Source organism: Dyadobacter sediminis, from assembly GCF_005860765.1.
Lineage (GTDB): Bacteria > Bacteroidota > Bacteroidia > Cytophagales > Spirosomataceae > Dyadobacter > Dyadobacter sediminis.
The window spans coordinates 896292-921925 of record NZ_VCEI01000011.1 but is presented as its reverse complement, the minus strand read 5'-3'; the positions used below and the strand labels follow the sequence as shown (position 1 = coordinate 921925).

Below are 25634 nucleotides of genomic sequence, written 5' to 3'. Positions count from 1 at the left end.
TTCCGTTTACACTATTTTACGCTGTTACTCCGGTGGCTGGATTCTCAGATTTATTATTAGAATTAGGTTGGGGCACCTTAAAAAGTGACAGGTTGCCAGAAGATCATAGAGCCTAACCTCTCCCTTGCTTCTTTATAAATCTACTAATTCGATAGACAAAGATTGTATAAAGATTTCAGGATTGCAAATGATTTGAAAATTTCTGTCGGGAGGAAAGGTGAAAAGGGAGGGAAGGAGGAAGGGAAAATGCAGGGAAGTAGGAGGGAAAATGGAAGGAGGAGGAGGGAAGGAGGAAGGAACTTTATAGAGTTAAGTCAGGCGTGAGCGATTTCTTCGTTGAGGTTGCGGGTTGCGTTGATTTGTTCACTGGCTTTGTTCTTTTTCAGGTATCTTACATGCATCGTACCAATTATTAATGCCAGGATTCCTTGTCCCATGACCGTAGCCTGAACGCCGATGTGCTGCGACACATAACTCACAAGGAGGCTCCCGATCGGTACGCCGCCTGAATAGGCCATGACGAAAATACTGATCACGCGTCCGCGCATGGCTGGCGCTACGGTGGTTTGTATCAACGTATTGCTGATCGTTGTCTGCGACATCATCCCAAATGCGCCAACGGCAATGAATACCAGTGCGAGCGGATAGACGCTCGTGTACGAAAAAAGGATCAGCCCGGTACCAAAAACAAACGTATTGATCGCTAAAATCCGGCTGAGGTTGGTCCCGGGCTGCAGCGTGGCAAGAAAAATGGCACCGACAAGTGCGCCGCATCCGATGGCGCTGTCGAGCAGCCCGAATGTGGAAGCGGTTCCTTTAAATATATCTTTTGCATAAATAGGCATCAGACTGGTGAATGGCAGCAACAACAGGCTTACAAGCGCTAGCATCACAATAATGTAACGGATGGAAGGTGTTTGTCTGATGTAAGTCAATCCTTCGGCCAGTTCGCCGAAAATATTTTTGGTATGCTTGACTGCCTGAAACGCCGGCAGTCTGATCATGAGCAGGGAACTGATCACAGCAATGAAACTGAACGCATTGGCTCCAAAGCAGACCACTTCTCCAAACCGTTCAATGGCGATGCCCGCAATGGCCGGCCCGATCAGTTTGGACAAATTGACCATCGAAGAATTGAGCGCGAGCGCATTGGGAAGATTCTTTTTGTCATCCACCAGTTCATATACCAGCGACTGCCGCGCAGGCACATCGAATGCATTGATCAGTCCGAGCACGACACTCAGCGAAATGATTTCCCAGACTGCATAATTTTTGAAATACACCACGAGCGTCAGCGTCAGTGCCTGAAGCATGGATAAAACTTGTGTGACCAGCAAGACACGATACCGGTTGTAACGGTCGGAAACGACACCGCCAAACGGCGTGAGCATGGCAGACGGGAAAAGGTTGGCAAAAATACTGACGCCCAGCATGAACTTGGAGTGTGTCATGGAATAAATAATCCAGCTTACGGCTGTTTTCTGCATCCAGGTGCCCAGAAGTGAAATCGTCTGTCCTGCAAAATATAGTTTGTAATTCCGGCTGTCGAAAGCGCTTAAAGCGGGTATGTTCATGAAAACGGTGAATGGTTAACTGCCTGCCTGCTTATGCAGCACTGCCTTATCAGATGTGCAGGCCGGGCCGGAAAGATATTTGATCCGCAGTTCAGACCCTGCAAAACCTTGTAAGCAAAATTTGTACCTTTCCGTTACCGGAGATGGCCAGCAGCATCTTGTCTTTTTCATAAACATGCTTTATGAAAACTCGGTTTGGCTGTTGTTCATACGGATGAGCAGCAAATGCAGCCTTCGCAGCCGGACATTTGATTCGAATGATCGTATTCAGATTTAAAAACAGGTGTGAAGGCACAGGGGAATTATTTTCCGGTAGCGTATTTGTGCCGATTGTACAAAATTTAATATCTCATCTCATTCTTTTGGATCAACTGCTGAACCAGGTTACAACCAAAAAGGCTTGTCGGGCATCCTGTAAAGAAAAAAAGCTGCCTTATGAAAAAGTTGTTATTTGCTCTGATGATTTCACTTGTCACGGTTGCCTGTAAAAAGGATGAACCGAAACCGGAGCCGGAAATTGCTTCCATTGTGGACAGATGGAAACTGACCGCTTATGAAAATACGGTGAACGGGGAAAAAGTCTGGGTTCCGGTCCAAGGGGAGCCTTATTACATGAGTTTCAGGTTTGATGGAGTCATTCTTGATCCAAAAGGATTGCCAATATGCTGCTCACCAAAGGCATATTATCTGAATGGCGTTCTGTTTGAAATAAAGCCGAAGACAGAAGTGCCGGTGAATGAGCAATGTGCGCTTGTTGATTGCGTCGGATGCGATACATGGAGTATAGAACAAACGGGAAATGAACTTATTGTAACCCTTTGTGAGCCTTTTACTGCGCACAGGTCAAAGTACATCCGTGAGTAAGTTGGTTTAAAAAGCTTTCCTAATGATTGTTTTACAGCAATATCCTTTTTGTGAATCGTCAAATTGGATTGCTGCCGGCTGCTTCTTTCACCCGCCTGAAAATGGTCTCTGTGGCTTTGTCTTCTTTTCCTTCCGGCGAAATGTTGTATGCAGTAACTACAAGCTGATCGGGTTCTATGAGCTGCATCACAGTCTGCCAGCCCCACGGAACCGGGATTTCCGGGCTGCTGTAACTTTCCAGAACAGAAAATCCATGTTCGACAGAGCTGCCTTCGGAATGCATGATGGCTGTTCCCATATGAAAGCTGTCAATCCATGAAACCTGAAACTTTTCATTTTCAAGATCGTAGCCGATTGTAGCTGAACCTTCAAATGCCGACCCGCCCAAGCTGCCCCGATAGTGATATAACAAGAACCTGCCGCCAAGAATGGGACGAATGCTGGCCGTCATTGGCGATTCATCTGCCATGACACCGGGTTCAAACCAGGTTCTGGTGTTTCCTTCCCATATGCCGGCCATGGCCTGAATGTGCTGGTGAATGCCGGATTCCAGTGAAATTTCAAATTTGGATTTACTCATTTCTTTGTAGTTAATAAATCTTTGTTTCTATGATGAATACCGGTTTATGCATTTTGAAATTCAGCTTCTATCAAAAATCAAAATTTAATTTTTCTATTAAAGACAAAAAGATTTCACCGGCCTTGCCTCGCCGGGCATGTGCAGCGGACTGGCCTGCCCATAGCGAAATGTAGTCGCACAGATTATGCTGCTGTCCGTACGTCCGCATGGCGGAAGTCAGGCTGTTCTGATACGTATAATATGGAATTTCAATGCCCGAATGCTCAATCCGTTCCATAAAGCCATTCCTGATTCCGCGTGCCCAGCGCCCTGAAAAAGCTTTTGTCAATGCCGTGGAAGTATCGCCTGAACTGAGTACGGCTTCTTTGTAAACCTCACTGGCCGCACTTTCATCACATGCAATGAACATGCTGCCCAGCTGAACACCCGCGGCGCCCAGCGTAAAAGCAGCCTTTATTGTCTGATCGTTATACAATCCGCCTGCAGCAATAACGGGAACAGAAACGGCAGCGACAAGCTGGGGAAGCAGAGCCATCAGTCCAACCTGCGGCAATGCTTCATCAGTTAAGAAACTGCCCCGATGGCCGCCTGCTTCGAACCCTTGCGCAACAATGGCATCCACTCCCAGCTGATCCAGCATGCTTGCTTCCCGGACACTCGTGGCGGTACCAATCAGTTTGCAGCCCCGGCTTTTCAGAAGTTCCGTTACATCGGGTTCAAGCATGCCAAATGTGAAACTCACTATTCTGATTTTTTCATTCAGCAACACTTCCAGCTGATCCCGGTAGTGGTAAAAGGCAAAGTCTGAAACGGATTTGTACTCAAAAGGAATTCCAAGCTCGTCATGAATTGGCTTCATAAACGCCTGTATGGTATCCAGCTGAGCCTGATCGACAGGACCACGGATAGCGTGCGTAAAAAGATTGACTGCAAAGGGCTTGCTGGTTTTTTCTCTGGTGAGCTGGATCAGCTCGGCGGTTTTCTGTGGTGAAAGGCCGCCAACGGGCAAAGATCCCAGTCCGCCTTCATTGGCAATCGCAGCCACCATCGCCGGCGTGGTTACGCCCAGCATAGGCGCCTGGATAACCGGGTATTTAATGGAAAGCAACTCGGATAACGGTAAGGCAGCAGACATCGGCAGATCGGTATAGAACGAGGTTTATGCAACTTACAGCCAAATGTTGTAAAGCTCAAGAAAAGGGCAGAAGATCGTTCGTAAGGCTTTTGTTTTTATGACCTTTATTACATTGGTTACAAAGAAGAAATAACCGGAAAGTTTATGCTGCTTTAGTTTGCATTTCTTTCTTTGGCGGATTGCATTATTCCGGTTTGATTTTTTAAATGCGGCCACGCTGGCTGGTGAGCCTTTGCTGTTTGAGCAAAGCTTGATGATCGGCAAGCTTTCCAGATTCTGCTCATTGCAACGTGTGGCCGCCCTTCGCAAATCAAAGTAAAAAACACGTAGGGGTTAATGAAAAATCTTTTTTTGTAACTTTTTGAATAATCAATTCACCGGTCCGGAACAACAGTTCACAATGCCAAGTCTTCATTTGGACTTTAATCTGATTCTTCCACGTGCTGTCATCTGCCACCTTTGTGTCAACGGAATGGCAAATGCAGGTTCTTGGCCTGCCGATTCGCCAGATCCGGAATGTACATGTTCCATAAACAATTATTTAGACCATGAAATTTAGTGAAAAATTAGTCGGCTTATGCCTGCTGACAAGCCTGCTTGCCTGCCAGAACAGTAATGAACCTCCTGCATCTTCAACCGAAAAAGGCACGCTGAAAGTTACTTTTGACGGAAAGACCAGAATTTACACAGACGCAAGAATATCCGAAGGCAAGCTGGGGTCCATCGTCAGCCTGAGCATCAACGGCGGATCGACGGAGTCCGATTACCTTACGATAACTGCTTTCGGCGACAGTGCCGGAACATATCCCTACAAACAGGATATCAACAATTACAAGAAAGTAAGTCAGGTGGAATACAAAACTGCCGGGACTTCTTTTAACAACTACTTTGCACAGATCTGCCCTGACAAGTCTGGTTATTACTCTACAAAAGGTGAGGTGAAAATCCTGGAATATGTTCCGGGAAAACATGCAAAAGGTACGTTTTCAGGCGCTTTGCTGGATTCGAACAGTGAAGATGAATGTAATCCGGCCAGTAAATCTTTCAGCGGAGAATTTGATCTGACTTTAAACTGACAACACGCATTTTTAACACAATTTATCATATAAAAAGCCATGAAAAAACAATTGAAATCAATCTCCATCCTGATGCTTTTTGCAGGCGCTCTGCTGATGGCATGCAGTAAATCTTCCGAGTCCATCGATCCGGAGGCATCTTCACCACCACCTGCAGGTGTCGGCGGCAAATGGTCTTACGGAACGTTCTCGCCCAGCAGTTTCTGGGGAACAGACGGCAGTTACAACGGGTCTGCGTATGAGCAGGCGATGGCTTTCAATTTTTCCTCCAACGGAACTTATGAAATGTATGTCATGAACGTGACCACCTATTATGGCTGTCGTACAGGTGCTTACACGTACTGGAAAGGGCAGGTGAAATTTGATGAAACCAATCATACCCTTACCCTGACACCTTCGCAGGGAACCCAGCGCGGAGAATACAGCTGCGCAACCGGGAAAAATTTTAAGCGCGATGCGACGGCCAGCGAAAAGGAAAATGCGCATAAAACGTACTATTATGCCACGGAAACCGACTCCAAAGGCCAGCCTGCATTGCGGCTTTATTTCAGCGAATCGGACAATCAGGGAGCGCAGTTATCCAAAGGCAACTGGTAGTGGCAGCGTGCAAGTCAGCATGCCTTTTTCTGGAAATGACTGGTGACTATTTACCGGTATCCTGTGATTAAATGCATGTTGTTTTGTTCTAAAAGTACAAGGCTTGTAAATCCACGATTTACAAGCCTTGTACTTTTAGGCCTTATTAAAGATTTGGTCATTCACGTCCACCTTCCCGCATTCTGTACCCGGAACTTAGCACGGAGTTCATGCCCGTTACCATACGCATGGAAACGGTTCGTTTCAGTAATGGTTTAAGGTTATGTGAATCGTAGCTGAGGGGATGGTTGTGTCCTCACAACCGGTGCGGAGGGTTAAAGTTATCAGGAATGCGGACAGACCTGTGATAATCCGAATCGGTGATGAAATGGTTTACGGATTGAGTGGTACAATCGTGTAGTTTCGGAGTTGCACAATCGTGACCGGAACCTCTTCAAATTATTTTCGAGTAAAATTTGAAAACAAGCTGCTTAAATAATGAGGTTACACGAACACTGAATAAAGGCTGAGAAAATTTGCTGCAGAAAGCCACTAAACCAAAACCCGAAATGGAAAAAAAGAGTACAACAAGTGAAAAGTCGACCGCTTCCCGGAGAGACTTTGTCAAAGCAGCGGGCATGACCGCAGCTGGTTTTATGATTGTCCCGAGACATGTACTGGGAGGAAAAGGTTTTGTAGCACCAAGCGACAAGCTTACCGTTGCCGGGGTCGGGGTCGGCGGCAAAGGAACGTCTGACTTGTCCCATTTTTTCCAGAGCGGCAAAGCTGATATCGCTTACCTCTGTGATGTGGACGATCGCCGGGCTGCAACCAGCAGGACCAATTTCCCCAAAGCCCGGTATTACAAGGATTTCAGGGAAATGTTTGAAAAGGAATCCAAAAACTTTGACGCCGTATCGGTTTCCACTCCCGACCACACGCACGCAGTAGTTGCCATGGCGGCCATGCAGCTCGGCAAGCACGTGTATGTTCAGAAACCAATGACGCACGATATTTACGAAGCCAGAAAACTGACCGAAGCAGCAGCAAAATATAAAGTAGTGACCCAGATGGGAAATCAGGGCTCATCCGGCGACGGCGTAAGAACGTTGCACGAATGGTACGATGCCGGCATCATCGGTGATGTCGATACGGTTTATATCTGGACCAACCGTCCCATCTGGCCGCAGGGAATTCCGTGGCCAACTGAAAAACCGCCGGTTCCGAAAGAACTGGATTGGGACTTGTGGCTGGGTACGGCGCCTAAAAAGGATTATGTAGAAAACCTGATCCCGGGAAGCTGGCGGGGATGGTGGGACTATGGAACCGGTGCTCTGGGCGACCTTGGCTGCCATTTGATGGAAGCTCCATTTCGCGTACTCGGGCTGAAATATGCAACAGATATGCAGGCAAGTGTAGGAAGTGTTTTCACCGCTTTTGGCAAAAGAGGCATTTTCCCCGACAGCTGTCCGCCTTCCAGCCATGCAACGCTTACTTTCCCGAAAACACCAAAAACAAAAGGCCCTGTAACCATGCACTGGATGGACGGCGGTATCAAGCCCGAACGTCCGGAAGAACTTGGGGCAAATGAATTATTCGGCGACGGCAACAGCGGTATTTTGTTTGTAGGTTCTAAAGGCAAGATGATGGCCAGTGAGTACGCGGCTAATCCGCGCCTGCTTCCACTTAGCAAAATGCAGGAAGTGAAGGTTAAGCAGAAATTTGCCCGTGTGCCGGGAAGCGCCGATGGCCACTATGCACAATGGGTGGAAGGATGCATTGCAGGGTATGGAAAAATGGAACTCAGCTCGCCGTTTGAACTGGCCGGCCCGCTCACCGAAGCAATCCTGGGCGCCAACCTGGCAATACGCGGTGCAGACATGCCCAAAGCCCGAGAAGACGGCAAGGGATTTACGTATCCCGGAAGCAATATGAAAATGCTATGGGACGCGCAGAATATGAAAGTGACGAACTTCGACGAGGTTAATCAGTATGTCCGGAGAAATTACCGCGACGGCTGGAGTTTGGGAGTTTAGGCGGCCTTTCAGCACAGAACAAAAAGCGATAGGACATTCCTGTGATCATTCTATTGCTTTTTGTTCTGTTTTCTTGTCATTTTGTTGCAAAGCTGCTTTTTGATCTTTCCTTGAATCTATAAATTCTTTGCGATAAGTTCTGCGATGGCTTTCATCCCTTTGTCGGAAGGATGTGAACCCACACTCTCATCCGAAAATTGCTTGAATGCCCTATACGACGGGTCATTACGCAAGCTGCTCAGGTCACAATAGATGTATTCGTCCTTGATGGTTACATCCTTGATGATATTGTCCGCATCCTCAAGTCCTTTCCAGAAACTGTTCGTACAAATCACCTTTGCGGACGATTTGGCGATCAGCGTTTTGATAAATCTGGCATACTGGGCCTGAAAAGAATACAGGTTATCTTTATTTGTATTTTCAGCAATACGCATGATCAGTAAATCAGGTTTGAACTCGGTCAGCGTCTGCAGTGAATTAAAGTTGTACCACCAGTAACTTCTCTCAAATTCGGCATAATTCCGGATAACAATATCGACTTCGGGATTAAGCGCTTTCAGATTGGAAGATAGCAGGTGGACATAATCTTTTGTCGAATCACTGGCTGCCATTCCCCAGTTGCCCATCCATCCTTTTTCGGGAAGTGGCCCGTTAATGGTAATACTGTTTCCAATAATCAAGACCCGTTTGTAATAGACTTTAAATTGCAGTTTTGTGCTTGCAGATTCGGCAGTACTATTTTTGTACCTGGCCTGAACCGCTCCGGTTTTCCTGATTTCCGCACACCTTTTTTCCAACCAGGTTTTTCCGGAATCCAGACTGATTTCAATCGCCGTTTGATGATGCAGGGAGTCATTATAAAAATATACTAGGGTTCCGAATGCAACGTTACCGGAACGCAAAGAGCTGATTGGTGCAGGGCTTGTTTCCTTGTTTACAGCCTGTAAAGAATCGATGTAATTAACGCAGGAATCCCGTTTGATCAATTCTTCTTCCTTTGTAATATCATCATTTTTACAAGACCAGAAAGCGGTGATCAAAATGAAAATGCAGTATTTGTAAAAGGGATTATGCATGGTTATTTAACACTCATTTTGTATTGAAGCGCCGGATTTTCCACCCATCGCCAGGAAAATACGGCAACAGGAACGATGACAAGCAGTGCGATCAGAAACATGATTTCGGAGCTGAAATGATAAGCGCCAAGTTTAAGCTGTAAAAACTGCTGAATGGGAAAAGAGTAGATATATATCCCATACGATAAATCTCCAATTCCATCCATTAATTCATGTGTGTCAAATTGCAGGGCGATATAAAAAATAATATAGGGTAAAAGCATGTAGCGAATCCACACAATGCTGCTAAGTGGAATAAAATTCATCGTGGATGAAAGCCAGTAAACAAACATCAGGATACCCAGTCCGGCCAGCATATAATAGGATTTGAATTTTAATATATTCCTGAAATAAAAAGATGCAGAACCGATAAAGAAATACAATCCGAAATTAATCAGTTCACCTAAATTCAAATGAATGATACGCAGCGGTTGATTCCATGACGTAACCGGGCCATGCCATACAAAAAAGGAAGACCAAAGTAAAATAATCATTACGAGAACAGCCGATTTTGTTCTTTTTCCAAACGCAATGTGCAGGGTCATCAGTATAACGTATAAAGTGACTTCATACGCAAGTGTCCAAAGTGACCCGTTTACCAATTGAACGGGCAATGTTTCGAATACGCCGGGTAAGTAATTGGGATAATCCGGAAATATTTTCAGTGCTTTCAGAAAAGCATACGTCTGCGGAGAAGAAAAATAGGCCGCCGTGCTCAGCACCGTACTGATCGGACCTATGATCAGCATGATAAAAATTAGGCACACCGCCAGGCCCGGCATGATCCTCAGAAACCGTTTCCATAAAAAATTGATGTAGGAGCTGCTTCGTTCGAGGCTTATGGCAATCAGATAGCCGGAAATGGAGAAAAATATAAACACGCCTATTTGTGCACTCGGAAATACACCGCGGCTGATTTCCTGAATTTTATCGATTGTTCCGTTTCCCGAAAGGGGATAAGCGTGGCCATATACCACAAGAATTGCTGCAATATGTCTTAATAAATTAAAGCTGTTACGAGCCATGTTTGAATTCAGAAATCATTTACGAATTCAGGAAAGTAAAGAATGTTATACGAAATGACTAACGCGGGGAATAAAAAGTACTGTTATCAGATCGAAAATTGGTTTTTTAATAACTTTAAATTTTGCATAAAAAGGTAAATTCCGACCTTCCCGGCGTACAATCCTGAAATTCGTTATAGCTTTGCAAAGATGCTTGCTTGCTGATCTCCGAAGTAAGTGACAGGATCAAGAGGACGACCTCTCCCGTAGTGGGTTTTAACTCCGGACGACCGGATCATACTGATTCAATTCATGTCCTGGATTTATCTGGTGATTGCCGGACTGCTGGAAATCGTTTGGGCGTATTTCATGAAGCAATCCGAAGGTTTCACCCGGCTCATGCCAACTGTCATTACCATTGTTGCCATGATTGCCAGCTTTGGGCTGCTGGCTGCCGCCATGCGTACTTTACCGCTCGGTACTTCCTATACCATCTGGACAGGGATCGGGGCGGTGGGTTCATTTATCGTCGGGATTATTTTTCTTGGTGAACAATTCAGCCTGATACGGGTGCTTGCGGTCCTGTTGATTATAGCGGGATTGATTGTGCTGAAGCTTACATCAGATCATTGAACGGGATTTGATTGCGGGATGTATTTGGCTGGAATACAGGCAGTGCTTATAAACAAGGGGGCTCCTATGGAGCCCAGCTTTTGTATTTGTTTTGCTCGGGTTTTCTATAAACAGGGGGCTCCTCCGGAGCCTGGCTTTTGTATTTGTTTTGCTCGGGTTTTCTATAAACAGGGGGCTCCTCCGGAGCTTGGCTTTTGTCTTTGTTTGATTGGGGTTTTCTATAAACAGGTGGCTCCTCTGGAGCCTGGTTTTTGCTTTTGTTTGATTGGGGTTTTCTATAAACAGGGGGCTCCTCCGGAGCCTGGCTTTGGATATGTTCCACTTGGATTTTCAATAAAGGCCGGCTCCTGCGGAGCCTTCTGTTTGTAGAAAATTGTAGGACATTCCAATTCATACGGCTCCGGAGAAGCCCCCTGATGCACGCCTATATCGGGCTGATTTTATGAACATTAACACATTTAAAATCCCCTTGCTTCGATGCGGAACATTCGTTTACATTCTAAACCGGCCATTCCGTTGGCGCTTTTCCGAATTTCTTTTTGAAAGAATGAGAAAAATGTGAAAGACTTTCAAATCCCAGTTCAAGGTAAATGGCGGATGGCTTCTTGTTTTTGGTTTCTATCAGATGCCGTGCTTCGACAAGCCTTTTTTCCTGCAGCCAATGCCGCGGTGCCATTCCGAATGTCTTTTGGAAATCGCGTTTGAAACCCGCCAGACTTCTTCCCGTCAGGTGCGCAAATTTCTCGACCGGTATATTGTAGTGATAATTATGGAGCATGAATTTCTCAAGATCCATTTTGTACGGCTCCGAAAAATCGAACAGCAATTCCTGTAATGATGGCATGGTATGAAGCAGTAGGTGAACGGCTTCTCTTACTTTGAGCATGCCCATCGAATTGGTTAATTTCTCGTCCGGGTTACGGACGTAGGGAAGGATGGACTGAAAAAAGGCCCTGAGAAAATCGTTTCCGGGAATGAGGATATTGGGTGGGCCGGTGTATTTTCTGCCCGTTTCAATTTGCTCTTCCAGTGCAATTTGCCTGAGCATGTTTTCCTGCAGACTGATTACAATCGTCTGGTAATGCTCGTTCTCCAAAGGTGTTTTGGTAATTTCTGCCAACTGGTTTTTCTGGATCAACAGCATTTCACCACTTTTCATGGATATTTTCTCCTCCGCATTTACCATGGAAAACCGGCCGGAAACCAGCATCACCAGCGTATTATGTTTCAGAAATGCCACTTTCTCCTTTTTCATCATGGAGAGATAGGAAAAGAAAATGACGCCGGGAATTAGTTGAGTTGGACTATTCACTTTGAAAAGTTATAAAATGCGGGGCTTACGTAAGGCCCCGCTGTTATTTGACTTGTTATCGCTGCAGATAAGTGCTGCCGAGTATGGCACCCGGTGCAAAATGCGTATGGAGCAAATTTAATTCTTCCGCTGTAAATGCAATGGACATGGCCGCTGTATTTTCCGGCAGCCGTGATCTGCGGCTCATGCTTACCAACGGCATCATTTGTTCACCCTGCGCATTTACCCAGGCTATGGCTAGTTGTGTCGGTGTATATTCTTTTTCCCTGGCCATTTGTTTCAAAAGTTCTACTTTTTCCAGGTTCCTAATCAGATTTTCTCCCTGAAAACGAGAGAAGTGGTTTTGATAGGCGTCGGATGCAAGCGGCGCTTTCATTTCGCCGGAAAGCAGTCCTTCGGCTGTATTGGCAAATGCCACAACCCCGATGCCGAGTTCTTTTGCCGTTGGAAGCAGGTCATTTTCAATCTGTCGGTCGGCCAGCGAGTAGCCGATTTCCAATGCAGTTACGGGATAAATGCTGTTGGCCTTGCGCAGCTGATCTGCAGTAACTTCGGAAACACCCAGATGCCGCACTTTCCCTTCCTGGATAAGGTCTGCAATCGTTCCGATTACATCTTCTGTAGGAACGCTGTTGTCCAGTCGGCAGGGCTGATACAGATCAATGGTTTCCACACCCAGGCGAACCAGCGAATAGTTAATGAAATTTTTGATAGCTATCGGCCTCAGGTCCAGCCCAATCCATTGGTTATTGTAAAAAATAGCCCCGAACTTGACACTCACAAATGCGTCGTCGCGCCGGTCTTTGATGGCTTTGCCTACAAGCAGTTCGTTGTGGCCGCTGCCGTAGAAATCGCCGGTATTCAAAAAATTGATGCCGTTGTCCAGCGCCATCTGAATGGTGGCAATACTTTCATTTTCATCATTCGCCGGGCTTCCCCATACGGGTGACATTCTCATACAGCCTAATCCGATTTTGGAAACGAGCGGGCCGTTGTTGCCGAGGTTTATTGTTGGTATCGTTGTCATTGCGATTGTTTTGATTGAACAATACAAAGGTGCGTGTTGCTATTCATTTCAGATTTCCTCTACGGCTCAAATAACTTGTCTGTACGGATCAGCTTTGAGCGTGTCACGAACACAAAGACTTTCTATGCCGGAAAGTGCCGATTATTGTTAAATGCTGTCGCTTACAATGTTGTAAACTGTTTCCAAAAGGTATTCGATTGGAATGGACATAAAAATAACCAGATACTGTGCCCTGATCCGGACTGTATCTGGTTATGCAACGTTTACAAACGCGCCAATTCAGCTTGAATTTCCCGGCGCGTCCGGGTAAGTACTTTGGGTTAGATCTAAAAAGCTACTGTCCGGCGGTGAGCAGCAGAATGAGTGCCAGGTTGACACCAAAGCCGATGCCCCAGTTTTTCCATACTTTTCCCTGCTTTATTTTTTTAGCCTTGCGCGTATAAGCCGCATGGTAGTTTGCCTGTCTGAACAGCGACTCGTCCGGATAACCCAGATTTTCAATTTTAGGTGTTGTTGATGATGTCGCAATTGCTGGGATCAGTCCGATCAGTGGAGATACGAGGCTCGCAATGAGTGTTCCTGTTGCTGCACCTTTGTACTTGACGTAATGTCTTTCTGCATCAATTTGTCCTTTTACCGTCAGATCTTCATTGGGCACAACGGTGTAAAGCTGCTGTTTCTGAATGGTTACGGTTGAATCCGGAGCAAAATCCTGGGCATTTACAAAGAGGGAAATGAAACATAATGAACAAATCGTAATAAACAATTTCATACTGATAGTTTTGGTGAGGATAATAAATGAATCAATTTTCGAAGCAAATTTATAGAAAATCTACTAAGGTATTTTGTCCATTGAATAACAATACTTGCACTTGCGGTCTATTTTGTAACTGATGGTGAAGCCGGATGTTTAAATTGACGATTTCAGAGAATAAAAAGTGCTGTTCTCAATTTCCGGATTGTTAATTGGATTGGTTTGATGATGCGTAGCCAAGAAATCAGCCGCCTTTGATCCTGTTCAGTTCATCTTCTGAGCCGGTGCGCCTGTTGCGCGCAGCATTGATTTCCTTGCTTCCGAAACGGTAGTTGAAGTTGATCTTCAGCATCTGGCCTTCAAAGCGGAAACGCAGATTGGTTTTGATGCCTGCGTATTCAGATTCGTATCCGCCGCGCGCCGTATGAAAAATATCACTGAATGAAACTTTCAGCGTGGCATTGCTTTTCCAGAACTTTTTCTGGATTCCCGCATCCATCATGCCCATTCCCCGGTTGTAATCAATCCGGCGGTAAGGAGAGTTATACCATCCGGTCAGTTCCAGTGTCCAGTCGTTTTTGAGCTTGAAGGTATTCTGGCCGTTCATGTTGAACGCGGTTGTCGTATTGTTGATGATCAGGCCGTCCGGCAAAGCCGCTTTCCAGCTATTATGGTAGCCGCCGATGTTGAAATAAATGTCCCACCATTTGGTAACGGCCGTTGTAATGCTGACATCCAGATTGAAACTTTCGGAATGATCCAGGTTTTGCGTAATAAAATAAGTGCGGCTGCTGTCATAGGGAATACGCAGGCCTACAACCGGAAACCGCGTTCTCCGGTAACCGAGTGAGGTAGTCAGTTTAGCTTTATAAACATGCGTGAGTTTGAAGCTGTTGGCATATTCCGGTTTCAGAAACGGGTTTCCTTTGGAGTAAACAAGTTCGTCGATCCGGTATTCAAACGGGTTCAGGTTCTGGTAGCTCGGCCGGTTGATCCGGCGGCTGTAATTTAGATTCCAGTTGTGATTTTTGGAAGCCTTGAATGAAATGGCGCCGCTCGGGAAAAAATTAAGGTAAGTCGTATCCACTTTGTCCAAAGCATTCTGTTTGAAGCTGGTCAGATCGCCCAGGGATTTGGTATGTTCTGCGCGGATGCCAGCCTGTAAATCCCACTTTTTGCCAATGGCCACATTGTAATTGGCATAAGCCGCATAGACGCGTTCCGTGTATTTAAACCGGTTGCTGCGGCTGGTATCAATGACTTCCACATGGCTGACCACATTGAAAAAATCAAAAGTATTGTCCGATTTTACATCCGATAACTTGAAACCGTAGCCAAGCTTTCCCTTTTTCAGCGGCTGCTCGTAGTCAGCCTTGAATGACCGGATGGTGATGCCTACGGGTGTTTTGCTTACATAATTTTTTTCAAGCGGTTCCTTTTCGTCCAGACTGAAAAAATATTTGTTGGGCTGGTAACTCACCCCGCGTGACACAAACCTTCCGTAATCAGCGTCTATATTCAGTTCATGGCCTGTGGTGTCGGCATAATGATAATTCAGGTTGATGTTCAGGTTTTTATTCTTTTCCGGGTTGGAAGTCTGTGAATAAAGCATGAGGGAATCGCCTTCCATGTGCAGCCGGCGGCTGATGAATGTTTCACTTTGTCCGCCGCCGTTGTGATTGCTGATCCTGCCGTTGGCACTGAATCCAAGCGTATTTTTTGCATTGATAAAATAATCCGCTCCGATTTTCGCGCTGTGCGTCGTGTCGCGCCAGATGCCATGCCAGATTTTGTTGTAAGCTACACCGTTCAGTACCTGGTCATCGTAAGTCGTATTGTGCCAGGCACCCTGATTGAAGCCATAGGAGCCAAATACATTGATTTTTTTATCCCGGTGATTCAGGTTCAGGGAAGCGTTGTATTTGGGCGTGATGCCGAGCATTGCACCCAGACTTAAATTCCCGTTCGTTCCCAGCTTTACATTTTTTTTCAGACGGATATTGATAATGCCCAGATCGCCGGCAGCATCATATTTGGCGGACGGGTTTGTGATGATTTCAATGGCCTCAATATCCGCGGAGTTCATGCTTTTCAGCGTAGAGGCAAGGTCTTTTCCGCTCATAGGCGATGGCCGTCCGTCAATATAGATCCGAACGCCGGTTTTTCCTTTCACCAGAATGTTTTCATCTTTGTCAACTTGTACTCCCGGCGATTTCTGCAGCAATTCCAGCGCATTGGAACCCGTAGCGTTGATGCTTCCTTCGATATTGAAAACCAGTCTGTCGTTTTTGACCTCAATGAGCGGCCTGGCGGCAGTTACTTTGACTTCGTTCAGCTGCTGCGTGTCTGCAAGTAATTTGAAAACCGGGAAATTTACATCGGAGTCCGTTACTTCAAATGCCGGCGACTGGAACAATTTGCTGCCAACCGATGAAATCCGGATGAAGTATTTTCCTGAACCAATTCCGGAAATTCGGAACAAACCGTGATCGTCGGCAACATCGGCCCTGATCAGTGCGGAATCAGCGGAATTGTTGACCGAAACAGCGGCGTAAGGAACCGGCTCATCCTGCTGGTTTCTGACGTTTCCGCTTACATTATAATCTTGGGCATGCGCGTAAAAGGATGCGAAAAGGATCAGTGCTGCGGGTAAAAGATGCTTCATACAAGTCCATGGCTAAGTTTTCAACCAATGGATCGGAAAAAATGAAAAATGTTGCATCCCGGCCTGTATTTATCCTGCATTCATTTTTATCAAACGCGCATCCGAAAGGCAATAGGCGTGGTTCCGGTATATTTCCGGAACTGTTTGCAAAGGTGACTTTCATCCGTATAGCCAAATTCGTCAGCAATTTCGCTCAGTGTCAGCTGGCTGTAAAGCAACCTCGCCTCGATCAGTTTGATTTTATGTCTGATGATATATTGTTTCAGGGATTCGCCGGTTTGTTTTTTGAAAAACAGGCTGATGTAAGCTGGCGCATAATGAAAATGTTCGGCCAGACGCTCAATGGTCAGGTCCTCTGGCCTGTAAATATGCTGCCGGATATACATCAGGATCGCCTCGATCGAATCCTTCCGGACCGGTCTGCTCTGTGTCTGGCTGAACAGGTTTCGCGCCAGAATAATAAGCATGCTCCGCATCAGACCATCGCGGATTACTTCGAAATACTGCGACTGATCGTCGGATGATTCTGCTTCCAGCACGGCAAGCAGGTGATGCAGTTTTTGCTTTTCCTGTTTATCCGCCACAATGGACCCGCGGCTTTGAGATGAAGTATTCAGCAAAGTGCGGATGATGGGCTGCCACGGACGGTCTTTGTCTCCGGGCAGCTGCTTGTGAATGGATTCGTTGAAACGGACAAAGCTGAACTCGGTCAATTCCTGAATATCAAAATGATGGAAATCCTCTGGCCCAAGCAGAAAGACGTCGCTCTCGGCATACTGGAAAGCATTGCCATTGATCCGGTGAATGCCGCTTCCTTTCAGTATAAAAATAATTTCGAAATAGGTATGCTTATGAACAGAGTGGTCCCAGGTTGCGGCTTCAAAATGGTAAATGCTGAAAGGCGTATGGAGAATGTATCGTTTCATCGGGTTTTAATAAAACCATAAACCTACCAATTTATAATGGATTTTTACCATGCAGCCGGCTATCCGGTTTTTACATTTGTCCTTGTATAAGAATTCAAACGACAGATATAAATACATTTATGAAACTTGCATTTATCTTTTCAGCGGGGTTAGCAGCAGTTTGTACCCTCTTTTCCATGCGGAGTGCGGATGAATGGACGCCGCTTCTCGATAAAAACCTCAGCCAGTGGGAGAATTACCTGAGCTATGCGCATAAAAACGGCTATAATGGAAAAGTACCGAAAGACGTAAACGGCAATCCGGTTGCACCGATTGGTTATAACAAAGATAACGGCAACGTATTTTCGGTTATCAATGAATCCGGCGGCCCGGTGCTGCGGATCAGCGGTGAAACGTACGGATGTCTGTTCACACGCAGTTCATACAAGAATTACCATCTCAGACTTCAGGTAAAATGGGGAGATAAAAAGTATGAACCCCGGCAGGACAAGCTGCGCGACTCCGGAATTTTGTATCATTCCAAAGGCGAGGCGGGTGCCGAATACTGGCGGACATGGATGCTGTCGCAGGAATTTCAGATCATGGAAGGGCATATGGGCGATTTCTGGTGCCAGGCCAATTCGGCCATTGACATTCGTTCATTCCCGTCCGAAGGCGTCATGAACCGGGTAGCAGATCACAAGCAGCCTTTTGGCACCTTCAAAGGCGGCGGGGATTATTTTTGCATGCGTTCGGGAAATTACGAAAGCCCGGCAAACGAATGGACTACGCTCGAACTGATTTGCTATGAAGGAAAAAGTCTGCATATTGTCAACGGCCATGTCGTGATGGTGCTGAACAATTCGCGTTATATTACGCCGGAAGGGAAGGAAGTGCCGATGATCAGTGGTAAAATCCAGCTGCAGAGTGAGGCTGCGGAAGTATTTTATCGTAATATTATGATCAGGGAACTTTCTGCAATGCCGAAAGATTACGCAGGTTTGTTCTAAAAAAATATTCAATTATCCGTTTTAATACAAGAAGTCAATGAAACAGCAATCAAGAAGAAATTTTGTTAAAAGCGGCCTTGCGGCTGGCGTGGGCATGGGCATAGCAACGGAACCGGCCGCCAAAAACGTGTTTGTACACCATGTTTTATTCTATCTGAAAAATCCGGGAAATACGGCCGACAAAGACAAATTGCTGGAAGGATTGAACAAGCTCGCCAAATGTCCGACAATTAAAATGGTCCATATCGGAACGCCTGCAGAAACAAACCGCGATGTGATCGAGCGCACTTATGCCTATTCCTGGCTATGCTTTTTCGACAGCCCTGCAGATGAAGAAGCTTATCAGAAACATCCGATCCATGACGATTTCCGAAACAATTACGCCCAACTATGGGAAAAAGTGGTGATTTATGATGCAGTAGGACCAAAGCGGTAAATCCATATTTAATCCTTTTAAGCCTGATTATGAAGCATATACCAAACTTCCTAATCAGGTTTATTTTATAACAAAGCTCTCCCAATCCCCCAAAAACCTCCTCCTTTTCTCCTTTAATCCTTTCCTCCATTAATCCTCATCCTCCAATCATTCCATCCTGCCTCATACAGGATCCGTAATTCTGGCTACACATTCTGCATGCATGGCTACACCTGGCGAATCATTCCGGCAGAATTTTGTAATTCTAAATTTTGATAAAATATGAAAAACGGAATGGAAGGAAAAGTTGTGGTCATTACCGGCGCCAGCAGCGGAATAGGGGAAGCCACGGCAGCATTGCTGGCCGCACGCGGAGCTAAGGTTGTATTGGGTGCACGTCGGGCCAATTTGCTGAACGAACTTGCTGATCGCATACAACAAAGTGGCGGCGAGGCCGTATGCCTGAAAACAGACGTGACGAACCGGGATGAAGTTGCGCAGCTTGCAGCTTTGGCGGTAAGCCATTTCGGTCGGCTGGATGTGATGATCAATAATGCAGGAATCAGTCAGCTTTACCGGATGGAAGAGCTGGATGTGGAAGGCTGGGAACAAATGATTGACGTAAACCTGAAAGGCGTACTTTACGGCATTGCCGCAGCATTACCGATTTTTGTGTCGCAGGGATCAGGGCATTTTATCACCATTATTTCAACGGCGGGCATCAGCATCGTTCCGGCGATGGGCGTTTATGCAGGCACAAAAAATGCAGTACGTACGATTAGCGAAGCGTTGCGGCAGGAATCAAACGGACGCTGGCGCGTTACCGGAATATCGCCCGGATTTGTTGCCACGCCGTTTGCCGGAAATATTAAAAATGCTAACATGCGGGAAGCCATACAGCAGAAGGCCGATGCAATTGCGATACCGGCCGAAGCCATAGCGCAGGCAGTTGCCTTTGCGATTGCGCAGCCGGACTATGTGGATACTGGAGATATCGTAATTCGCCCGACTGCTCAGGATTAAATCCCTTTTACAGCGTAACTTAGTAAAAAATAAAAGGCTGTGAAGTCAATCGTGAAGCCACTGATTTTCGAAAACATTTCCGGATTGATGCAGCGTCTGGCTTTGCCCCGGCCACTGCATCCGCACATCGCGTTGGTTCATTATGACAGGACTAAGCCGGATCTGTCGGACGCGGGAAGTCTGTATTTACTTCATTTTTATAAGATAGCCTTTAAGTCACGCTTCAGTGGAAAGGCGAAATACGGGCCGGGTTCTTACGATTTTCAGGAAGGAGGACTTGCTTTTGTCGCCAGAAACCAGTTGGTTGAGCTTTCCGGCGATGCTGAAGAGCATGAAGGCTATGCATTGTTTTTTCACCCTGATCTGTTCAACGATTATCCGCTTGCCGGAACGATTCAGCAACATGGTTTTTTTTCCTATTCCGTAAACGAAGCGTTGTTTCTATCTGAAAACGAAAAGAAAGTGATCCAGTCTGTTTTCGAGGCCATTGATACGGAGCTGAAAAATAACATCGACCGTTTCAGTCAGGACGTGCTGGTGTCGCAGCTTGAGTTGCTGCTGAATCATTGCAACCGTTTTTATAACCGCCAGTTCCTGACCCGCAATGTCATGCATCATGATTTGATTGACCGGATGAACGCGTACCTCACGGAGTGGTTTGCGAAAGAGCAGGCCCTCATCAGCGGCTTGCCGACTACACAGGAAATTGCAGATCAGTTAAAAGTTTCGCAGCGTTATCTGTCCGATATGCTCCGGTCTTTAACCGGCAAAACAACCCGGCAGCACATTCACCTCCGGCTGATAGAAAAAGCGAAGGAACTGCTGAGCAGCGATACGCTGACGACAGCAGAAGTGGCTTACCAGCTCGGCTTTGAGCATCCGCAATCATTTAATAAGTTTTTCAGGCAGAAAACCGGATTGTCGCCCGCCGCTTTCCGGAAATTGCTTTATTCAAATCAATGAATTTTCAGCTTTCATGAGCATGGTACCGGATTTCCGGATTATGCCTGGTCCAGACTTTTCAGAATTTTCCTGTCAATATAAAATGTGCCGAAAGGAACCAGGCAGGCCAGCAGTACTTTCCATGTAATTTGCCTGAATTTCCATTGCTGCTCAACGGCTACGCTTAACGTATTGAAAATGAATAGTAAAAAGAATACGCCATGAACAGGCCCGATGGCTTTGACCCACGAAGGATCATGGAAAAAGTATTTTCTGGGAACGGCAGCAAAAAGCAGGATCAGCAGTGAAATCCCTTCCAGAATACCCATGATGCGCAGTCGGAATACAGAAGATTTGAAATTGTTTTTCATTGATACGGTTAGAATAAACGATAATACGGACGGGCAACCAGCGGTGAAAACGGCCAGGGAACAGCCAGAAAAAGAATGACCAGAGCGGCAACAAACCAGCGCAGCATGGTCCGGAACTTCTGCCGGTCCGTTTCCATGCGTTTGGCTTTTGCAGAACCAATTGTAACAACGGTCACCACGACAAGCATCAGGGCTGCATGCATGTACCGGAAAAAGAATGTCTGGTCATGAGCCCATCCATCGCTGAACGCAGTGCCGGCCGCTTTCACAACCGGACTTAAAAAATACAAACCCATTCCCAGCATAAACTGGATATGGGCCATGGTGGCAGTCCAGTGGCGGAATTTGTCGGCAGCTGCCGTGAATTGCCTTTGGCCATAGTAACCGTTTAAAGCAACATAAATGGACGACAGCAAGGACGCCAGCACCATCCACCGGAACAAAGAATGCAGTAAAAGCAGGATCGCGTACATAAGCAGAGAAAATACTGGTTGGTATGTTTATGGTCAAAAAAAATTCAGGCTAGTTTCTGAAGGTAGCGTTTAAGTTCGGCCAGGAAGTCCTTGTAGCAATTTTGTCCGAATACTTTGCCCATGTTCCGCACGCCTCCATAACCAGTAATGACAAACAAGGCAATCTGTCGCGGTGACAGATCAGGCCGAATCGTTCCCGACTGCTGCGCTAGGGTAAGAACGTGTTCAATCGCATGCTGCCATCGGACGACCAGCTGCGTAAGCGCACTTTTAAATGACTGGCTCAAAGGTGACATCTCTTCGATCAGGTTAATGGCCGGACATCCGTACCGTACATCAAAAAAAGGATTATCGAGCAGCAGACCTTCCATCATGCGGTAAATTTTGCCGGGCACATCCGTTCCATCCATTAAAGGCTCGATCATGGCAGCGGCCATGCCCGGATACATCACTTCCTTGATGATCGCCAGCCCCATCTCTTCCTTGGATTTGAAATGATAATAAAAAGCACCTTTGGTTACCTGCGTAGTGGCAATGATCACGTCAATGCTTGTGGCCTGATATCCGTTTCTGTAAATAAGCTCAAATGCTTTCTGCAAAATGATGAGGCGGGTATCCGCAGCTTTTCCCATAAAGATACTATGTGGTATGTTTTTTCAAAAGTAGTATTTTTTCAGATAGGTTCAAGTTTCCGGAAAAAATATTCATTCATAAAGTTGCCCGAAACCGTCATTATATTTTACTACCATGCAGGCTTTATCCGGATAATGAAACATCCTGCCATTTCATGATGCGTTTGCGTAACAAAACGGCTCTGCAATCACGGTTGCGTTATTCATTCCTGTTGGTGTGCATGGCATTGCTTTGTGCCGGCTGTGGAAAGGAGCGGGGTACATTGCGTCAGAAAAAGGTAAAAACAATAGAAACGATTGCAGATCTGGGTGCGCTGCCGCGCTTTGTAACCGATCCGGAAGATAATCCTGCAACTCCTGAAAAGATAGAACTGGGCCGTTTCCTGTTTTTTGATCCGATCCTTTCCGGAAACCGGGATGTGTCCTGCGCAACCTGTCACCAGCCGGAATTCAACTATGCCGAATTTCTGGAAACCTCCATCGGTGTGAATGGAACAGGAACGGGCAGCAAGAGGAGGTTCAATGATTCCAATGACCTGCCGTTTGTCAAAAGAAATTCCCAGAGCATCCTGAATACAGCTTTTAACGGCATAAAAAACGGTGAACCGTACAAGCCTGAGGAAGCCCCCATGTTCTGGGACCTGCGGGCAAAAGGGCTGGAAATGCAGGCGCTCGTGCCCATCCGGACGCTGGAAGAAATGCGCGGTGCTTCTTTTCATGAGGGCCGGATACTGGATGAGATTGTAGAACGCGTTCAAAGAATCCCGGCGTATAAAGGCTTGTTTGCCGCTGCATTTCCCGGAGAAGGAGAGCCGGTAAACCAGATCAATCTGTCAAAAGCCATCGCATCATTTGAACGGACGCTTATTGCACCGAATACACGGTTTGATCAGTACATGCGCGGAGACAGCAATGCTTTATCCAGTGGTGAAAAAGACGGCCTGAATTCCTTTCTGGTTGCCGGCTGTGCCAAATGTCATTCCGGGCCTATGTTTTCCGATTACAAGCTGCATACGTTGGGCGTACCCGATACAGACAACCGGAAAGAAAGCGATGCAGGGATCCATCTGGATTATGCTTTCCGGACGCCCACGTTGCGCAACCTGCGGTATACGGCTCCTTATATGCACAGCGGCAAATTGGCAACGCTGGATCAGGTGCTTATGTTTTACGAAGACATTGCAGGCGGTAAAATACTGAACCCGCATGTAAAGCCGGAGGAAATGGATTCCCTTGCAACGGACATGGATGTCAATTTCAGGGATATTTCAAGGATCGTGGATTTCCTGAATACATTGAATGATGACAATTTCGATAAATCCGTGCCTGCTTCCGTCCCAAGCGGCCTGCCGGTGACAGGACTTTAATATTCATCGCATTCAAGCATCCGTCACCTGCCAAAATCATATCAACCAAACAACTCAACAACCGGGCGCCTTCTAAAAAACAACAAATGACAATCAAATGACAACCAAATGACAACCAAATGACAACCAAATGACAACCAAATGACAATGAACTGACCATCAAATGTCAATAAAATAACAATCAAATGACTTTCTGCTCATACAGCAAAGCCCAACTACATTCCTTTTCACAAAACCAGAAAACCCTATGTCAAACCAACATCCGCACTATTCTGAAGCCATAGCCCTCGACTATTTGGACAGTGTCAAAAAACAGTTTGAATACTATAAATGGCTGGGCGAACAAACCATTCACCAATTGCCGGAAGATGCGCTTTTCGGGCAAATCAATGCCGATAGCAACAGCGTAGCAATCATCGTAAAACATCTTTCCGGCAACATGCTGTCAAGATGGACGGATTTTCTGACGTCAGACGGTGAAAAGGAATGGCGTGACCGGGAGGAGGAGTTTGAAAACAATATCCGGACAAAAGCTGAATTGCTGGAAATATGGAATAAAGGCTGGGCCTGTCTGCAGAAAGCGCTGGAAGAACTTGGTACTGAAGATCTGGGGAAAGAAATATATATCCGTAATCAGGGCCATACCGTAGTGCAGGCCATCAACAGACAACTTGCTCATTATCCTTATCACATCGGACAGATCGTGTTTATCGGCAAAATGGTCCTCGGCGATAAATGGAAGTCACTTTCCATTCCCCGCGGCTCATCGCAAGTGTACAACACGGATAAATTCGCTCAGCCAAAACATACCGAACATTTCACGGATGATCAGCTGAAACAAAAGCAGTAGTCTGGATAGCAAAGCTGCTCAAACCTGCGCATATCATTTCATTATAATGATGCTACAAGCTCAAACCTGACAATAAGCGGCTTTTTAAAACCAAACCTGTACAACGTTGCAAAAAATGCCGGTTGTACAGGTTCATCTATTTAAGCAGCCGTGTAAGGCCTGCTACGATACAAGTCTGGTTTGCAGAATGAACTGACTAACTGCTTCATTCACTTCCTGATGCCTTTCGACAAAGCCCATATGTCCGGCCGGTTGCAGCGTGAGAAGCTTTGCGCCCGGAATTCTTTCCTTCATAATAATGCTCGCTTCCAGTTTCGTCAGGCGGTCTTTGTTTGCGCCTATAATCAGGGTCGGGACGAATAGTTCCGGCAGTACATCCGTAGCGTCATAATCGAACATGGCCAGCAGGCCTCTGCCTGTAACTGCCGGCGGTGCCATGGCGGAAAGATAACTCGTAAAATCCAGCTGCTTGCCGGTCTGGGTGCCGGCAAAGGTCAAAAACCGGGTCATAACCAGCATATTTCCGTTCAGATAGCTCATCCACCTGCTTACCCACAGCAAAGGAGAAAACAGAACCATAAGCCAGCAAATCGGTTTCAGCACCGAGTTCTGAATGGTCACCAGTAAGCTGCTGAGGATAGCAGTTTTGACCGGATTGGTAAAGGTCGTATGTTCGAGAATAATTCCTTTTATGGAGGACAGCTTCTGTTTGTAAACCTTGCAGAAGGTCAGTATGGTCATACCGCCCATACTGTGTCCCCACAGGATGGGATCTTTTGCTTCGGAGAAATCAATAACGGCATCGAGGTCTGCAGCTAACTTTTCCAGGCTGAAATCCTTGTTGCTGGCACGCTTTGATTTCCCCAGTCCGGGATGATCCATAAGCACCAGATGATAATCATTGCCAAAATATTTTTTCTGGTAATACCATTGCATGCTGTTGGAGTTCCAGCCGTGAATAAATACGATCGTCTGTTTTCCCTTTATTCCGCCATATTCAATATGGATAACACTGCCGTCCGGCCTTTGTAACTGCTGCTGATCCGGAAATCGGTTTGCTACAGGTTCATCTTCTCCTGTACGTTTTTTCCCTAAAAGCATTCTGATTATGCTTCTGCCCAACAGCAAATACAAAAGCATGGCGATTGCACCGATCAGGCAATTTCGGGCATAATCATGATCAGCTAGAATATCCTTGTGCAGATACCATTCTCTCCATAAATAAATTTCCAGTCCAAAAAATGCAATGGTGGCCAAGTTGGCCAGCAGCAAAGCGAGTAGGATTAAGGGCATAA

Annotated in this window: 26 protein-coding genes; 12 read left to right on the top strand and 14 right to left on the bottom strand. The window is 46.2% G+C overall.

The features are described from left to right. Positions 1 to 162 precede the first annotated feature (162 nt). Entirely contained in the window at positions 163 to 324 is a 162-nt protein-coding gene (locus FEM55_RS25100; RefSeq protein ID WP_188584470.1) for a hypothetical protein, read from the top strand. Here the strand turns inward: FEM55_RS25100 and FEM55_RS04600 are convergent. Next, on the bottom strand, positions 315 to 1574 hold the full coding sequence (locus FEM55_RS04600) for an MFS transporter (protein ID WP_138280111.1): 1260 nt from the start codon (positions 1572 to 1574) through the stop codon (positions 315 to 317). The two genes, FEM55_RS25100 and FEM55_RS04600, sit on opposite strands and share 10 nt — an antisense overlap. Positions 1575 to 2009: 435 nt before the next feature. Between FEM55_RS04600 and FEM55_RS04595 the strand changes: the two genes are divergently transcribed. Further along, a complete protein-coding gene (locus FEM55_RS04595; protein WP_138280110.1) occupies positions 2010 to 2438 on the top strand; it encodes a hypothetical protein in 429 nt (142 codons plus the stop codon). Between the two features lie 58 nt (positions 2439 to 2496). Here FEM55_RS04595 and FEM55_RS04590 read toward each other — a convergent pair whose 3' ends face one another. Both FEM55_RS04590 and FEM55_RS04585 read right to left on the bottom strand, forming a co-directional pair. After that, positions 2497 to 3018 carry a DUF1579 domain-containing protein gene (locus FEM55_RS04590; RefSeq protein ID WP_138280109.1) on the bottom strand — a complete coding sequence of 174 codons (522 nt, stop codon included), beginning with the start codon at positions 3016 to 3018 and terminating at the stop codon, positions 2497 to 2499. A gap of 70 nt (positions 3019 to 3088) precedes the next feature. Beyond that, positions 3089 to 4153, bottom strand: a complete 1065-nt coding sequence (locus FEM55_RS04585) for an NAD(P)H-dependent flavin oxidoreductase (RefSeq protein WP_138280108.1) — start codon at positions 4151 to 4153, stop codon at positions 3089 to 3091. 548 nt (positions 4154 to 4701) lie between these two features. On the opposite strand from FEM55_RS04585, the gene FEM55_RS04580 reads away from it, so the two are divergent. The 3 genes from FEM55_RS04580 (at position 4702) to FEM55_RS04570 (ending at position 7841) form a co-directional block, all read left to right on the top strand. After that, positions 4702 to 5229 carry a hypothetical protein gene (locus FEM55_RS04580; RefSeq protein ID WP_138280107.1) on the top strand — a complete coding sequence of 176 codons (528 nt, stop codon included), beginning with the start codon at positions 4702 to 4704 and terminating at the stop codon, positions 5227 to 5229. Between the two features lie 39 nt (positions 5230 to 5268). After that, a complete protein-coding gene (locus FEM55_RS04575; protein WP_138280106.1) occupies positions 5269 to 5826 on the top strand; it encodes a hypothetical protein in 558 nt (185 codons plus the stop codon). Between the two features lie 548 nt (positions 5827 to 6374). Continuing rightward, positions 6375 to 7841, top strand: a complete 1467-nt coding sequence (locus FEM55_RS04570; protein ID WP_138280105.1) for a Gfo/Idh/MocA family protein — start codon at positions 6375 to 6377, stop codon at positions 7839 to 7841. Positions 7842 to 7957: 116 nt separating this feature from the next. Here FEM55_RS04570 and FEM55_RS04565 read toward each other — a convergent pair whose 3' ends face one another. Beyond that, positions 7958 to 8917: an SGNH/GDSL hydrolase family protein gene (locus FEM55_RS04565; RefSeq protein WP_138280104.1), complete on the bottom strand. Its 960-nt coding sequence runs from the start codon at positions 8915 to 8917 to the stop codon at positions 7958 to 7960. A 2-nt stretch (positions 8918 to 8919) separates the two neighbouring features. Beyond that, the gene (locus tag FEM55_RS04560; protein WP_138280103.1) at positions 8920 to 9981 is read right to left on the bottom strand and encodes an acyltransferase family protein; all 1062 of its coding nucleotides are present in this window, start codon (positions 9979 to 9981) and stop codon (positions 8920 to 8922) included. Between the two features lie 291 nt (positions 9982 to 10272). Between FEM55_RS04560 and sugE the strand changes: the two genes are divergently transcribed. Then, entirely contained in the window at positions 10273 to 10593 is a 321-nt protein-coding gene (sugE, locus tag FEM55_RS04555) for a quaternary ammonium compound efflux SMR transporter SugE (RefSeq protein ID WP_138280102.1), read from the top strand. Positions 10594 to 11092: 499 nt separating this feature from the next. Here the strand turns inward: sugE and FEM55_RS04550 are convergent, their stop codons facing one another. The 5 genes from FEM55_RS04550 to FEM55_RS04530 all read right to left on the bottom strand — a co-directional run bounded on the left by FEM55_RS04550 (position 11093) and on the right by FEM55_RS04530 (position 17277). Beyond that, positions 11093 to 11905, bottom strand: coding sequence for a helix-turn-helix domain-containing protein (locus tag FEM55_RS04550; RefSeq protein WP_138280101.1), 813 nt, complete (start codon positions 11903 to 11905; stop codon positions 11093 to 11095). Positions 11906 to 11960: 55 nt separating this feature from the next. Then, positions 11961 to 12932 (bottom strand): aldo/keto reductase, encoded by a 972-nt coding sequence (locus FEM55_RS04545; protein WP_138280100.1) that lies wholly within the window; start codon positions 12930 to 12932, stop codon positions 11961 to 11963. A 334-nt stretch (positions 12933 to 13266) separates the two neighbouring features. Beyond that, positions 13267 to 13704: a hypothetical protein gene (locus FEM55_RS04540; RefSeq protein ID WP_138280099.1), complete on the bottom strand. Its 438-nt coding sequence runs from the start codon at positions 13702 to 13704 to the stop codon at positions 13267 to 13269. Positions 13705 to 13930: 226 nt separating this feature from the next. Further along, positions 13931 to 16351, bottom strand: coding sequence for a TonB-dependent receptor (locus FEM55_RS04535; RefSeq protein WP_138280098.1), 2421 nt, complete (start codon positions 16349 to 16351; stop codon positions 13931 to 13933). 89 nt (positions 16352 to 16440) lie between these two features. After that, positions 16441 to 17277: a helix-turn-helix transcriptional regulator gene (locus FEM55_RS04530; protein WP_138280097.1), complete on the bottom strand. Its 837-nt coding sequence runs from the start codon at positions 17275 to 17277 to the stop codon at positions 16441 to 16443. Between the two features lie 119 nt (positions 17278 to 17396). On the opposite strand from FEM55_RS04530, the gene FEM55_RS04525 reads away from it, so the two are divergent. The 4 genes from FEM55_RS04525 (at position 17397) to FEM55_RS04510 (ending at position 20667) form a co-directional block, all read left to right on the top strand. Continuing rightward, positions 17397 to 18266 carry a 3-keto-disaccharide hydrolase gene (locus tag FEM55_RS04525; RefSeq protein ID WP_138280096.1) on the top strand — a complete coding sequence of 290 codons (870 nt, stop codon included), beginning with the start codon at positions 17397 to 17399 and terminating at the stop codon, positions 18264 to 18266. A gap of 37 nt (positions 18267 to 18303) precedes the next feature. After that, positions 18304 to 18702 carry a Dabb family protein gene (locus tag FEM55_RS04520; protein WP_138280095.1) on the top strand — a complete coding sequence of 133 codons (399 nt, stop codon included), beginning with the start codon at positions 18304 to 18306 and terminating at the stop codon, positions 18700 to 18702. A 261-nt stretch (positions 18703 to 18963) separates the two neighbouring features. Next, positions 18964 to 19704: an SDR family oxidoreductase gene (locus FEM55_RS04515; RefSeq protein ID WP_138280094.1), complete on the top strand. Its 741-nt coding sequence runs from the start codon at positions 18964 to 18966 to the stop codon at positions 19702 to 19704. A gap of 51 nt (positions 19705 to 19755) precedes the next feature. Beyond that, the gene (locus FEM55_RS04510; protein ID WP_229209090.1) at positions 19756 to 20667 is read left to right on the top strand and encodes a helix-turn-helix domain-containing protein; all 912 of its coding nucleotides are present in this window, start codon (positions 19756 to 19758) and stop codon (positions 20665 to 20667) included. A gap of 38 nt (positions 20668 to 20705) precedes the next feature. Here FEM55_RS04510 and FEM55_RS04505 read toward each other — a convergent pair whose 3' ends face one another. The 3 genes from FEM55_RS04505 to FEM55_RS04495 are packed head-to-tail and all read right to left on the bottom strand — an operon-like array spanning position 20706 to position 22122. Next, a complete protein-coding gene (locus tag FEM55_RS04505) occupies positions 20706 to 21017 on the bottom strand; it encodes a DUF3817 domain-containing protein (protein WP_138280093.1) in 312 nt (103 codons plus the stop codon). An 8-nt stretch (positions 21018 to 21025) separates the two neighbouring features. After that, positions 21026 to 21490, bottom strand: coding sequence for a hypothetical protein (locus FEM55_RS04500; protein WP_138280092.1), 465 nt, complete (start codon positions 21488 to 21490; stop codon positions 21026 to 21028). Between the two features lie 44 nt (positions 21491 to 21534). Then, entirely contained in the window at positions 21535 to 22122 is a 588-nt protein-coding gene (locus FEM55_RS04495) for a TetR family transcriptional regulator (protein WP_138280091.1), read from the bottom strand. A 155-nt stretch (positions 22123 to 22277) separates the two neighbouring features. On the opposite strand from FEM55_RS04495, the gene FEM55_RS04490 reads away from it, so the two are divergent. Both FEM55_RS04490 and FEM55_RS04485 read left to right on the top strand, forming a co-directional pair. Further along, positions 22278 to 23489, top strand: a complete 1212-nt coding sequence (locus tag FEM55_RS04490; protein ID WP_229209089.1) for a cytochrome-c peroxidase — start codon at positions 22278 to 22280, stop codon at positions 23487 to 23489. A 247-nt stretch (positions 23490 to 23736) separates the two neighbouring features. Then, positions 23737 to 24339 carry a DUF1572 family protein gene (locus FEM55_RS04485; RefSeq protein WP_229209088.1) on the top strand — a complete coding sequence of 201 codons (603 nt, stop codon included), beginning with the start codon at positions 23737 to 23739 and terminating at the stop codon, positions 24337 to 24339. 162 nt (positions 24340 to 24501) lie between these two features. On the opposite strand, the gene FEM55_RS04480 is transcribed toward FEM55_RS04485, so the two are convergent. Further along, positions 24502 to 25632 carry an alpha/beta fold hydrolase gene (locus FEM55_RS04480; RefSeq protein WP_138280090.1) on the bottom strand — a complete coding sequence of 377 codons (1131 nt, stop codon included), beginning with the start codon at positions 25630 to 25632 and terminating at the stop codon, positions 24502 to 24504. Between the last annotated feature and the right edge of the window lie 2 nt (positions 25633 to 25634).

Excerpts from the sequence above, each read along its gene's own strand:
- FEM55_RS04600 (WP_138280111.1), bottom strand. The coding sequence starts at position 1,574 with ATGAACATACCCGCTTTAAGCGCTTTCGACAGCCGGAATTACAAACTA.
- FEM55_RS04595 (WP_138280110.1), top strand. The coding sequence starts at position 2,010 with ATGAAAAAGTTGTTATTTGCTCTGATGATTTCACTTGTCACGGTTGCC.
- FEM55_RS04590 (WP_138280109.1), bottom strand. The coding sequence starts at position 3,018 with ATGAGTAAATCCAAATTTGAAATTTCACTGGAATCCGGCATTCACCAG.
- FEM55_RS04585 (WP_138280108.1), bottom strand. The coding sequence starts at position 4,153 with ATGTCTGCTGCCTTACCGTTATCCGAGTTGCTTTCCATTAAATACCCG.
- FEM55_RS04580 (WP_138280107.1), top strand. The coding sequence starts at position 4,702 with ATGAAATTTAGTGAAAAATTAGTCGGCTTATGCCTGCTGACAAGCCTG.
- FEM55_RS04575 (WP_138280106.1), top strand. The coding sequence starts at position 5,269 with ATGAAAAAACAATTGAAATCAATCTCCATCCTGATGCTTTTTGCAGGC.
- FEM55_RS04570 (WP_138280105.1), top strand. The coding sequence starts at position 6,375 with ATGGAAAAAAAGAGTACAACAAGTGAAAAGTCGACCGCTTCCCGGAGA.
- FEM55_RS04565 (WP_138280104.1), bottom strand. The coding sequence starts at position 8,917 with ATGCATAATCCCTTTTACAAATACTGCATTTTCATTTTGATCACCGCT.
- FEM55_RS04560 (WP_138280103.1), bottom strand. The coding sequence starts at position 9,981 with ATGGCTCGTAACAGCTTTAATTTATTAAGACATATTGCAGCAATTCTT.
- sugE (WP_138280102.1), top strand. The coding sequence starts at position 10,273 with ATGTCCTGGATTTATCTGGTGATTGCCGGACTGCTGGAAATCGTTTGG.
- FEM55_RS04545 (WP_138280100.1), bottom strand. The coding sequence starts at position 12,932 with ATGACAACGATACCAACAATAAACCTCGGCAACAACGGCCCGCTCGTT.
- FEM55_RS04540 (WP_138280099.1), bottom strand. The coding sequence starts at position 13,704 with ATGAAATTGTTTATTACGATTTGTTCATTATGTTTCATTTCCCTCTTT.
- FEM55_RS04535 (WP_138280098.1), bottom strand. The coding sequence starts at position 16,351 with ATGAAGCATCTTTTACCCGCAGCACTGATCCTTTTCGCATCCTTTTAC.
- FEM55_RS04530 (WP_138280097.1), bottom strand. The coding sequence starts at position 17,277 with ATGAAACGATACATTCTCCATACGCCTTTCAGCATTTACCATTTTGAA.
- FEM55_RS04525 (WP_138280096.1), top strand. The coding sequence starts at position 17,397 with ATGAAACTTGCATTTATCTTTTCAGCGGGGTTAGCAGCAGTTTGTACC.
- FEM55_RS04520 (WP_138280095.1), top strand. The coding sequence starts at position 18,304 with ATGAAACAGCAATCAAGAAGAAATTTTGTTAAAAGCGGCCTTGCGGCT.
- FEM55_RS04515 (WP_138280094.1), top strand. The coding sequence starts at position 18,964 with ATGAAAAACGGAATGGAAGGAAAAGTTGTGGTCATTACCGGCGCCAGC.
- FEM55_RS04505 (WP_138280093.1), bottom strand. The coding sequence starts at position 21,017 with ATGAAAAACAATTTCAAATCTTCTGTATTCCGACTGCGCATCATGGGT.
- FEM55_RS04500 (WP_138280092.1), bottom strand. The coding sequence starts at position 21,490 with ATGTACGCGATCCTGCTTTTACTGCATTCTTTGTTCCGGTGGATGGTG.
- FEM55_RS04495 (WP_138280091.1), bottom strand. The coding sequence starts at position 22,122 with ATGGGAAAAGCTGCGGATACCCGCCTCATCATTTTGCAGAAAGCATTT.
- FEM55_RS04490 (WP_229209089.1), top strand. The coding sequence starts at position 22,278 with ATGATGCGTTTGCGTAACAAAACGGCTCTGCAATCACGGTTGCGTTAT.
- FEM55_RS04485 (WP_229209088.1), top strand. The coding sequence starts at position 23,737 with ATGTCAAACCAACATCCGCACTATTCTGAAGCCATAGCCCTCGACTAT.
- FEM55_RS04480 (WP_138280090.1), bottom strand. The coding sequence starts at position 25,632 with ATGCCCTTAATCCTACTCGCTTTGCTGCTGGCCAACTTGGCCACCATT.